The organism is Actinomadura opuntiae (genome assembly GCF_030283205.1).
Classification (GTDB): Bacteria; Actinomycetota; Actinomycetes; order Streptosporangiales; family Streptosporangiaceae; genus Spirillospora.
In genome coordinates, this window is the sequence record NZ_JASNWF010000035.1 from 73,234 (window position 1) to 83,486 (window position 10,253).

Genomic DNA, 10,253 nt, shown 5'->3' on the forward strand with positions numbered 1-10,253 from the left:
CCCACCAGAAGTCGTCAAGCTTGCCAGATGGATACAGAGGCGATGCATGTCGCCGTGCACCTTGCACGCTCGCCGGATCCGGTCGCAGACTATTGGCGGACCTTCTAAGAGCAGAGCGACGATCGCCGCCAGGCGGACGTGCGGGATTGGGGGCGCTCGAGTGAGCGGCAACCCGGTGCACCGGAGCATTCTGGCCGTCGACCTGGAGAACTCGACGGGTGCCTTCCGCACGAATCCGATCAAGCAGGAGTTGCGCGGCCAGATCTACGGCCAGCTGAAACGGGCCATGGCGCACACCGGCATCGACGACCGGTGGTGCGATCCCTTCGAGGACCGCGGCGACGGCGTCCTCGCGCTGTTCCATCCGGTCGACGAACTGCCCAAGACCTATCTGCTGTCCCGGCTCGTTCCGCGGCTCGCCCACGAGCTCACCGACTACAACCGGTCGTTACCGGCGGCGGAACGGCCCGGCAGGAGCATGCGGTTGCGGGCCGTCGTGCACGCTGGAGAGGTCCACCGCGACGACAACGGCCCCTTCGGGGAGGCCATCGACCTGGCGTGCCGCCTGTTGGACGCCCCGAAGCTGAAGAAGTGCCTGCGGGCGAGCAGCGCACCTCTCGTTCTGGTCGTCTCCGAGGACATCTACTGGGGGATCGTCAAGCACGGATACGACGGGATATGCCCGGCGGCGTACCGTCCGGACGTCCGGGTCTCGGTCGCCGCACGCCGCCGCACGGGGTTCGTCCACGTGCCGGAGATAGCCGCCGAGGTCGAGAGCCGGCCGATGGCCATCGCGTGACCCCCCTGCTAACGGGAACCGTCCGGACCGAGGGGGGCACCGGCCGACCGCCGTCTGACAGAGGCCCGCGGCGGGGCGGGCGGCGCGTGGTGGCCGAGGCCGACGGGGCGGGGCGGACGGTTACGGAAAGTTGTCGGGAAATTTCGGCATACGGGCGATGAGTTCTTCGTAGCGCCCCGGTCTGCCTGTGCGTCCGCTTCGGTACGCCGCGGGGAGGGGGAGACCTCGATGTCGGATGCGTCACACTGTGTTGACCTCGAGTGCGGTCGAGGTCGGAGCCTCGGGTCCGGGGAGCAGCGCAGACCCCGGTCAGAGTGTCGGACCCTCCTGGAATAGTCCCGAAGGTCGCGGAGTTTACTCGTTCGCGAAAGTGTCAGTCTCTGCAGTATTTTGCTGCGGTATCCCCGAGAACGTTCCCCCGGTCCCTGCGTGCCCGCGTGCACGGGCCCTGACGATTGGAAGAGAGTTGACCGCTCCCGCGTCTTCGCAGACGGCGGACGGCCCGCTGGAGGACCCGGCCCCCACCGGAGGGCTGGACCGCGGCGTGCTCGCCGTGGCCATGTGCGTCGTGCTCGGCGCGATCATGTCCATCCTCGACGTCACGGTCGTCAACGTCGCGATCAATGACCTGACCAAGGAGTTCGACGCCCCGCTGGCCACCATCCAGTGGGTCGCGACCGGATACACCCTCGCGCTGGCCACGGTGATCCCGATCACCGGCTGGGCGGCGGCGCGGTTCGGCACCAAGCGGCTCTACATGATCTCGATCGGGCTGTTCGTGATCGGCTCGATGCTGGCCGGGCTGGCCTGGTCGGCGAGCTCGCTGATCCTGTTCCGGGTGCTGCAGGGCCTCGGCGGCGGCATGATCATGCCCGCCGGCATGACGATCCTGACGCAGGCCGCCGGCCCGAAGCGGGTCGGCCAGGTGATGAGCGTCGTCGGCATCCCGATGCTGCTCGGCCCGATCCTCGGCCCCATCCTCGGCGGCTGGCTGGTCGACGACGTGTCGTGGCGGTGGATCTTCTTCATCAACCTGCCGATCGGCATCGTCGCGCTGTTCATGTCCGCGCGGATCCTGAAGAAGGACGAGCCGCAGCGGGCCGAGCGCCTCGACATCCCCGGCCTGATCCTGCTGTCGCCCGGCCTCGCCGCCCTGATCTACGGCCTGGCCAAGGGCGCCGAGCTGAAGGACTTCACCAAGCCGGAGGGGCTGATCCCGACGGTGGTCGGCGCCGTCCTGGTGATCGGGTTCGTGTTCCGGGCGCTGAACGCCAAGAGCCCGCTGATCGACCTGCGGCTGCTCAAGCGCCGCTCGGTGGCCGCCGCGTCCGGCACGATGGTGCTGTTCATGGCGGCGTTCATGGGCGCGATGCTGCTGCTGCCGCTGTACTACCAGACGGTGCGCGGGCAGGGCGCCCTGCACTCGGGCCTGCTGCTGGCCCCGCAGGGCCTCGGCGCGATGATCACCATGCCGGTCGGCGGCAAGCTGACCGACCGGATCGGCCCCGGCCGGGTGGTCCTCGTCGGCCTGGTCGTGGTGGTGCTGTCGGTGGCGGGCTTCGCCGCGATCCTGGAGGCCGGCACGTCCTTCTGGGCGCTCGGCGCGGTGCTGTTCGTGATGGGCCTCGGCATGGGCATGACGATGATGCCGACCATGGCGGCCGCGATCCAGACCCTCGAGCACGACGAGGTGCCGCGGGCCAGCACGATGCTGAACATCATCCAGCAGGTGTCGGCGTCGCTCGGCACCGCGCTGATCTCGGTGCTGCTGGCCAACAAGCTGGCGTCCAACCTCAAGCCGTTCGGCGCGGGCGGCCAGGCCAAGCCCGGGCAGAAGGTCCCGGAGGCGATCATGCACAAGATCGCCGGGCCGATGGCGGACGCGTTCCAGCACACCTACTGGTACGCGGCGGGGCTGCTGCTCCTGGCCTTCCTCCCGGCGCTGTTCCTGCCGCGCAAGCGGCCGGACACCACCGCCGCGGAGAAGACCGAGGTGCCGATCGCGGTTCACTAGGACGCCTCTGGCGCCTGCCGAAGCCCCGGTCCGGGATTCCACTTCCCGGACCGGGGCTTTCGCCGTCCGCGGGCCGCTCAGCCCCGTCCATGGACGGTTCCAACGCCGTGTTCCAACGCCATATGGTCCAACGCCGTGTGGTCAGGCGGACGCCGGGCTCTGGTCCTTCCAGTACTCGTCCCGGAGCAGCCGCTTGTAGAGCTTGCCGGTCGGGTGGCGCGGCAGTTCGGGCCGGAAGTCGACCGAGCGCGGGCACTTGTAGTGGGCGAGGTGGTCGCGGCAGTAGGCGATCAGCTCGGCCTCCAGCGCGGGGCCCGCGTCGTCCATGGACGCCGGCTGGACGACGGCCTTGACCGCCTCCCCCATCTCGGCGTCCGGGACGCCGAACACCGCGACGTCGGCGACCTTCGGATGCACCGCGAGGACGTTCTCGGCCTCCTGCGGGTAGATGTTCACCCCGCCGCTGATGATCATGTAGGAGCGGCGGTCGGTGAGGTAGAGGAAGCCGTCCTCGTCGACGTGGCCGATGTCGCCGAGGGTCGTCCACCCGTGCCCCCAGGGGTCGCGGGACGCGTCGGTCTTGGCCTGGTCGCCGTGGTACTCGAACGACGGGCCACCGCCGAAGTACAGCGTTCCGGGGGTGCCCGGGGGCTGCTCGGCGCCCTCCTCGTCCAGGACGTGGACCTCGCCGAGGATGGGACGGCCGACGGTGCCCTTGTGCGCCAGCCAGTCCTCGGAGTTGGTGTAGACGAAGCAGTTGCCCTCGGTGCCCGCGTAGTACTCGTGCAGGATCGGGCCCCACCAGTCGATCATCCGCTCCTTGACCGGGACGGGGCAGGGCGCGGCGGCGTGCACGGCGCACGCCAGGCTCGACAGGTCGTACTTGGCGCGGACCTCGTCCGGCAGCTTCAGCATCCGGATGAACATGGTCGGCACCCACTGGCTGTGCGTGACGCGGTACTTCTCGATCGCGGCGAGGGCCTGCTCGGCGTCGAACTTCTCCATCACCACGACCGTGGCGCCGCACCGCTGGAAGATCATCGAGTAGCGCAGCGGCGCGGCGTGGTAGAGCGGCGCCGGGGACAGGTACACCGAGTCGGCATCGGCTCCGAACAGCCCGGTGATGAGCATGTAGAGCGGGCCCGCGGTGCCCATGGGCGCTTGCGTCAGCGGCGGTTTGACGCCCTTGGGGCGCCCGGTCGTGCCCGAGGAGTAGAGCATGTCCGAGCCCTCGCACTCGTGCTCGATCGGCTCGGCCGGGTACGCGGCGACGCGTTCCTCGTAGGAGTCGTAGCCCGGTGCCGTGCCGCCGAGCATGAGGCGCAGCGGCACGTCCGGCGGGTCCTGCGCGGCGGCCGTCATCGACGCGCTGGTGATGAAGGCCTTGGCCTCGCAGTTGCCCACGATGTAGGCGAGCTCCTCGGCCTGGAGCCGGGAGCTGACGGCCGTGTAGTAGAGCCCGGACCGCTGGGCGGCCCAGGCCACGGCCAGGTAGAGCGGGTGGTTCTCCAGCATGAAGGCGATGTGGTCCCCCGGCCGCAGGCCCTCCGCGAAGAGCAGCCGCGCGAGCCGGTTGGACGCGTCGTTCAGTTCCCCGAAGGTGACGACCCGGCCGGAGCCCGCCATGATCACGGCGGGCTTGTCGGGCGTCTGTGCGGCTACGTGCCCCAGGTGCATGGCCGCACGCTACCGGGCCGGACAGGCGAATGGAATCCCGTTCGGTTTATTGGACGGTCAGACCAGCATGTGGTCGAAGTCGCCGTCCTTCGCCCCGCCCACGAAGGCCTCCACCTCCTCGCGCGTGTAGACGAGCACGGCCCCCTCCGGGTCCCTGGAGTTGCGCACCGCGATCTCCCCGCTCGGGAGTTCGGCCATCTCGACGCAGTTCCCGCTCGGGTTGCTGCGCCGGCTCTTCTGCCAGACCAGCCCGTCGCGCCAGTCCGGCATCTGGTGGCCGTTCATCGTTTGTGCCCCCTCAGGCGTCTCAGCCTTCCCTGCCGGGAAGGCCGCGATCTCGCCCCACCCCACACCATGGTACGAGATGCACGTGCATTCGTTCTTGCATTCGTTCATGCAGACGGTCTTGCATCTGCACGACTTGGGGAGCAAGATAGCGAACGCTCGCCGGTACCGACCCAGCACGCCTTCGAGGTTCGAGAAATGACCGTTGACCAGGCAGACGACGTCGCGGCCCACGCCGCCATGGGCGGCCGCGGACCGCGGCACCCCGTGCACGCGCCCTGGCCGGACGCCCCGCAGGCGGCCGCGCGCCCGAACTCCCCCGCGCGCGTCGCGGAGTCCGCGCCCGGGCTGGCCGGGCTGTGGCCCGCCGCGCACGCCGGCACCCCCCGCACCGCCCGCAAGGTGCTTCCAGCGGAGATCACCGCGCCCCGCACGGCGCGCGAGTTCACGCTGGCCACACTGCGCGGCTGGGGCCTGACCGAGGAGGCCGAGGACGTCGTCGTCGCGGTCTCGGAACTGGTGACCAACGCGCTGCGGCACGGCTTGGAGGGCCTGCCTCAGCCGCTGCCGCTGTGCCCGATCCAGATCGTCCTGGTGGGGCACCCGCGGCGGCTCGTCGTCACGGTGACCGACCCGGGGGCGCGCGCGCCCGAGCCGCTGCCGAACGACCCGGGCGACTTCGTCGAGGGCGGCCGCGGGCTGCTCGTGGTCGGCGGGGTCAGCGACGCGTGGGGCTGGGCCCGGCTGTCCACCGGAGGGAAGGCCGTGTGGGCCTCCTTCGACCTGCGGATCAGCCCTCCAGCGCGCTGACCGGCGACGGGACCGACCGGACCGGGCGCTCCAGCTCGCTGAGGAAGTCCTGCGCCCAGCGGTCCACGTCGTGCTCGATGACGCGGCGGCGCATCGAGCGCATCCGCCGGGCCTGTTCGCCGGGCTCGGCGCTCAGGGCGGCCAGCAGCGTGCCCTTCAGCCCGTCGATGTCGTAGGGGTTGACCTGGAAGGCGCCGCGCTTCAGCTCGGCGGCGGCGCCGGCGAACTCGCTGAGCACCAGCGACCCGCGCAGGTCGCGGCGGCACGCGACGTACTCCTTGGCCACCAGGTTCATCCCGTCGCGCAGCGGGGTGACCACCATCACGTCCGCGGCCAGGTAGAGCGCGGTCAGCTCGGCACGGTCATACGAGCTGTGCAGATAGTGGATGACCGGAAACCCGATCTCGCCGTACTCGCCGTTGATCCGGCCGACCTGCTGCTCGATCTCCTCGCGCAGCAGCTGGTACTGCTCGACGCGCTCGCGGCTCGGCGTCGCGATCTGCACGAACACCGCCTGGCCCGGCTTGAGGTGGCCGTCGCCGAACAGCTCGCCGAACGCCTGCAGCCGCTGGGTGATGCCCTTGGTGTAGTCGAGCCGGTCGACGCCCAGCAGGATCGTCGCGTCCCCGAGGTCGTTGCGGAGCTCCTGCGCGCGCTCGACCACGTCGGTGCGGGCGACCAGGTCGTTCAGCTCGCCGACGTCCACCGAGATGGGGAAGGCGCGGGCCCGCACGACGCGGTCGTCCCAGAACACGTCCTGCTTGGAGTAGCGGGTGTCCAGCAGCCGCCGGCACAGCCGGACGAAGTTGGCCGCCGCGCCGGGCAGCTGGAAGCCGACCAGGTCGGCGCCGAGCAGCCCCTCCAGGATCTGCCGCCGCCAGGGCAGCTGCCAGAACAGCTCGACCGGCGGGAACGGGATGTGCAGGAAGAAGCCGATGCGCAGGTCGGGGCGGAGCGCCCGCAGCATCGCCGGGACGAGTTGGAGCTGGTAGTCCTGCACCCAGACGATCGCGCCCTCGGCCGCGACCTTCGCCGCCGCCTCCGCGAACCGCCGGTTCACCCGCACGTAGGCGTCCCACATGGCGCGGTCGTAGATGGGCGGGGCGATGACGTCGTGGTAGAGCGGCCACAGCGTGGCGTTGGAGAACCCCTCGTAGTAGAGGGCGACCTCCTCGGCCGACTGCGCGATGGGGTGCAGCGACATGCCGTCCTCTTCGAACGGCGCCAGCTCCTCGTCGGGCGCGCCCGTCCAGCCGATCCAGGTGCCGTGCCTGCGGCGCATCACCGGGGCGATGGCGCTGACGAGCCCGCCGGGGCTGCGCCGCCATGCCGGGACCCCGTCCTCGCCGACGCTCCGGTCCACCGGAAGCCGATTGGCCACCACAACGAACTCACTACCGCGCGACACCAGCGACCCGCCTCTCGAGGAACTCTCCGCCATCACCATGCCCAGAAACGGTCATCGAGAACATTGTGTCAGTTCGACGTAAAGACCCGATGACAGAAAACCGGGATGTCAGGGAGGCGGGGCGCCCACGGCCCGGTTTTGGACCGGACCATATCCCTTTCCAGGCTGGTGACCGTTGTTTACCGTGAGGTCACCTTCCCCGAGCAACGGGAAGGAAAAGTCGCGTAGATCACACTGGCCGCGCGCGTGGGCCGATACGGCGGGTCAGACGCGGGCGGGCTGCCGCTCGGCGACGCCGCTCTCGCCGCGCCGGGCCAGGCGCCGCCACAGCACCGCGTCCAGCGAGATCCGGCCGCCGCCGGCGAGGGCGAACAGCAGCGCGGCGGCGCCGAGGACCAGGACGTACTCGTAGCCGCCCTTCTCCGAGAAGAGGCCGTGGTCCCGGTGCACGAACCAGAACGCGCCGGCCATGTCCACGGCGATCAGCACGCCGGCGACGGGGAGCAGGACGCCGGCGACCAGCGCGATGCCGCCGGCCAGCTCGACCCAGGTGCCGAAGTAGGCCGACAGGCCGGGCATCGGGATGCCGAGCTTGTCGAACTGCGCGGCGACCGCCGCGTGGCCGGTGTCGTGGAGCTTCTGCCAGCCGTGCGCGATGAAGACCGCGCCGAGGGCCAGCCGGCCGATCAGCAGTCCGGCGTCGGGCAGCAGGGGATGGCGTCGGGCGGGGAGCATGCCGGTCCTCCGATGTCTCGCGTCGATCGTCAAAATTTGAACCAACAGGACCGTAGCAGACTTGGTTCAAATTCAGACCATCTAGAAACTTCAGTTGACGTCCAGGTCAACTAGAATCACCGCATGACGGACGCGGGGGACGCCCTGGAACCGGCCGAGCTGCGCGCCTGGACGGCCTTCCTGGCCGCCGGCCACCTGCTCGACCACGAGATCGAGCGGCAGCTCAAACGGGACGGCGGGCTGTCGCACGCGGAGTTCGAGGTGCTGGTGCGGCTGCGGCTGGCCGACGGCGGCCGGCTGCGCATGTCCGACCTCGCCCGCGAGGTGATGATCTCCAAGAGCCGGCTCACCTACCAGGTCACCCGGCTGGAGCAGGCCGGGCTGGTCCGGCGCACCGGCTGCGAGTCCGACCGGCGCTCGGTGTGGGCGGAGCTCACCGAGGACGGCGCCGCCGCCCTCGACCGCGTCCGGCCGGGGCACCGCAGGGTCGTCCGGGAGGCGCTCATCGACGTCCTCACCCCCGAGGAGATCGCGCTCCTCGGGGACGCCCTCACCCGCGTCGGCGACCGCCTGCGCACCCGCTGAGCGGCGGCCGGACATCCCGGGGCCGGCCGGGGTTCCCAGGCCGCGACCGTGCTGGGACGCTCGGTTCCATGCGGGACTTCGGCGGGATCGTGGAGCGCGTGCCGGCGCGGTCGGTGCGGCCGCGGAGCGCGGACGAGGTCGTCGAGGCGCTGCGCGAGGCGCGGACGCGGCGGCTGGACGCGGTCCCCCGCGGATGCGGGCACTCGACGTTCGGCCAGTCGCTGACCAACGGGATCTGCCTCGACATGCGGGGCCTCGCGGGCGTCGAGGACGTCGCGCCCGGGCACGCGGTCGCCGCCGCCGGGACGACGTGGCGCGAGGTGCTGGCCGCGACGCTGCCGCACGGCCTGGCCCCGCCCGTGCTGACCGACTTCCTCGACGTGACCGTCGGCGGGACGATCTCGGCGGGCGGTGTCGGCGGCACCTCCCACCTGCACGGAACGCAGGCCGACCACCTCCTCGCCCTCGACGTCGTGGAAGACGGACGGGTCGTCCCGTGTTCGCCGCGCGTGCGGCCGGAGCTGTTCGGCGAGGTCCGGGGCGGGCTCGGGCGCCACGGCGTGATCACGAGCGCGACGCTGCGCCTCGTCCCCGCCCCGGAACGGGTGCTGACCTGCACCGTTCCCTGCCGGGACGCGGCGGACCTGCTGCGGCTGCAGGACGGGCTCGCGGCCGACGACGTCTCGGGCCAGGCCAAGCCGTCGCCGGACGGGTGGCGGTACGAGATCAAGGCCACCCTGTACGGGGACGGCCCGGTCCCGCCGGGCACCACCGGGACCGAGGAGCTGCCCTTCCTCGCGTTCGCCGACCGCATGCGCCCCGACGTCGAGGAGCTCGTCGCGCTCGGCGAGTGGGCGCGGCCGCACCCGTGGGCCATGGTGTTCCTGCCGCGCGAACGCGCCGCCGACGTCATCGAGACCACGCTCAAGGGCATGACGCCTCACGACCTCGGCCTCAGCGGTGTCGTCCTGGTCAAGGCGCTGCGCGTCGGGCACGTGCCGATGCTCGCCGCGCCGCCGGAACCGGTGCTGTTCAGCGTCCTGAAGACCGCCTCCCCCGGCTGCGCGTCCGTCTCCGACATGCTCGCCGCCAACCGCGCCCTGCTCGACCGGGCCCGCGCGGTGGGAGGCACCGGCTACCGGGTCGGCGCGATTCCGGATTGATTTCGGTCCGCGCGATGAGTTTCGGACGGCCCGCGGGTCTACTCGCGATGTCGATCACCACGACGCGGCGCGGCGGGCCGCGGGGGCCCCGCCGCACAGCCGCGCCGGACGGCGCGATCTCGTGGACGGCGCGGCTACTGGGCGAGGGCGATGACCTCGGCGCCGGGGAGGCCCGCGACCGCCTTGCCGGGGAGCAGGATCTTGGACTTGCGCAGGCCGCTGCCGATGACGACGCGGGGCGCGGCGGCGACCGCCTCGTCCACCAGGATCGGCCAGCCGGCGGGCAGGCCGATCGGGGTGATGCCGCCGTACTCCATGCCGGTGAGCGAGGTCGCCTGGTCCATCGGCGCGAACGAGGCCTTGCGGGCGCCGAGGTGCTTGCGGACGACGCCGTTCACGTCGGCGCGGTCGGTGGCGAGGACCATGCACGCCGCGTACGTCACCTCGCCGCCCCGCTTGGCCGCGACGACCACGCAGTTGGCGCTGACCTCCAGCGGCACGTCGTAGCGCTCGCAGAACGCCGCCGTGTCGGCCAGCTCGGGATCGATCTCGGCGGTCTCGGCGTCCGCGACACCGCCGATCGCAGCCGCCACCGGGTCCGCCAGCAGGTCCGTCCGCCCGGCGGCCGGTTCCCAGTCGAGCGTGCCGACCATGGTCGTCCTACCTTTTTCCTTGGGTCTGAACTGGTCGTTCGTAAGATCGGTGGGCCCGGGGGCTCTGGGTATGGCTGCCATGTAGTCGCCGTCCGATGGCTGAGGAGACTTGGCCGCCCAGAGC

General features: G+C 71.2%; 10 protein-coding genes. 5 read left to right on the forward strand and 5 right to left on the reverse strand.

From position 1 onward, the window contains the following. The first annotated feature begins 160 nt into the window (after positions 1–160). Both QP089_RS45335 and QP089_RS45340 read left to right on the forward strand, forming a co-directional pair. Positions 161–799 carry a nucleotidyl cyclase domain-containing protein gene (locus QP089_RS45335; RefSeq protein WP_285920788.1) on the forward strand — a complete coding sequence of 213 codons (639 nt, stop codon included), beginning with the start codon at positions 161–163 and terminating at the stop codon, positions 797–799. A gap of 466 nt (positions 800–1,265) precedes the next feature. Beyond that, positions 1,266–2,813, forward strand: coding sequence for a DHA2 family efflux MFS transporter permease subunit (locus QP089_RS45340; protein WP_285920789.1), 1,548 nt, complete (start codon positions 1,266–1,268; stop codon positions 2,811–2,813). 141 nt (positions 2,814–2,954) lie between these two features. Here the strand turns inward: QP089_RS45340 and QP089_RS45345 are convergent, their stop codons facing one another. Then, positions 2,955–4,490 carry an acyl-CoA synthetase gene (locus QP089_RS45345; protein WP_285920790.1) on the reverse strand — a complete coding sequence of 512 codons (1,536 nt, stop codon included), beginning with the start codon at positions 4,488–4,490 and terminating at the stop codon, positions 2,955–2,957. Between the two features lie 57 nt (positions 4,491–4,547). Beyond that, positions 4,548–4,775, reverse strand: coding sequence for a DUF397 domain-containing protein (locus QP089_RS45350; protein WP_285920791.1), 228 nt, complete (start codon positions 4,773–4,775; stop codon positions 4,548–4,550). 198 nt (positions 4,776–4,973) lie between these two features. Here QP089_RS45350 and QP089_RS45355 point away from each other — a divergent pair, with 198 nt between their 5' ends. Then, complete coding sequence (locus QP089_RS45355) at positions 4,974–5,585, forward strand: ATP-binding protein (protein ID WP_285920792.1); 612 nt, start codon at positions 4,974–4,976, stop codon at positions 5,583–5,585. Here the strand turns inward: QP089_RS45355 and QP089_RS45360 are convergent. Continuing rightward, complete coding sequence (locus QP089_RS45360) at positions 5,566–6,966, reverse strand: alpha,alpha-trehalose-phosphate synthase (UDP-forming) (protein ID WP_446474146.1); 1,401 nt, start codon at positions 6,964–6,966, stop codon at positions 5,566–5,568. The two genes, QP089_RS45355 and QP089_RS45360, sit on opposite strands and share 20 nt — an antisense overlap. A gap of 291 nt (positions 6,967–7,257) precedes the next feature. Further along, positions 7,258–7,728, reverse strand: a complete 471-nt coding sequence (locus QP089_RS45365) for a DoxX family protein (protein WP_285920794.1) — start codon at positions 7,726–7,728, stop codon at positions 7,258–7,260. Positions 7,729–7,851: 123 nt separating this feature from the next. Here QP089_RS45365 and QP089_RS45370 point away from each other — a divergent pair, with 123 nt between their 5' ends. After that, positions 7,852–8,313, forward strand: coding sequence for a MarR family winged helix-turn-helix transcriptional regulator (locus QP089_RS45370; protein ID WP_285920795.1), 462 nt, complete (start codon positions 7,852–7,854; stop codon positions 8,311–8,313). 68 nt (positions 8,314–8,381) lie between these two features. Continuing rightward, a complete protein-coding gene (locus QP089_RS45375; protein ID WP_285920796.1) occupies positions 8,382–9,476 on the forward strand; it encodes an FAD-binding protein in 1,095 nt (364 codons plus the stop codon). 134 nt (positions 9,477–9,610) lie between these two features. Here the strand turns inward: QP089_RS45375 and QP089_RS45380 are convergent, their stop codons facing one another. Further along, positions 9,611–10,129, reverse strand: coding sequence for a YbaK/EbsC family protein (locus QP089_RS45380; RefSeq protein ID WP_285920797.1), 519 nt, complete (start codon positions 10,127–10,129; stop codon positions 9,611–9,613). Positions 10,130–10,253: the final 124 nt, after the last annotated feature.

Excerpts from the sequence above, each read along its gene's own strand:
- QP089_RS45345 (WP_285920790.1), bottom strand. The coding sequence starts at position 4,490 with ATGCACCTGGGGCACGTAGCCGCACAGACGCCCGACAAGCCCGCCGTG.
- QP089_RS45350 (WP_285920791.1), bottom strand. The coding sequence starts at position 4,775 with ATGAACGGCCACCAGATGCCGGACTGGCGCGACGGGCTGGTCTGGCAG.
- QP089_RS45355 (WP_285920792.1), top strand. The coding sequence starts at position 4,974 with ATGACCGTTGACCAGGCAGACGACGTCGCGGCCCACGCCGCCATGGGC.
- QP089_RS45365 (WP_285920794.1), bottom strand. The coding sequence starts at position 7,728 with ATGCTCCCCGCCCGACGCCATCCCCTGCTGCCCGACGCCGGACTGCTG.
- QP089_RS45370 (WP_285920795.1), top strand. The coding sequence starts at position 7,852 with ATGACGGACGCGGGGGACGCCCTGGAACCGGCCGAGCTGCGCGCCTGG.
- QP089_RS45375 (WP_285920796.1), top strand. The coding sequence starts at position 8,382 with ATGCGGGACTTCGGCGGGATCGTGGAGCGCGTGCCGGCGCGGTCGGTG.
- QP089_RS45380 (WP_285920797.1), bottom strand. The coding sequence starts at position 10,129 with ATGGTCGGCACGCTCGACTGGGAACCGGCCGCCGGGCGGACGGACCTG.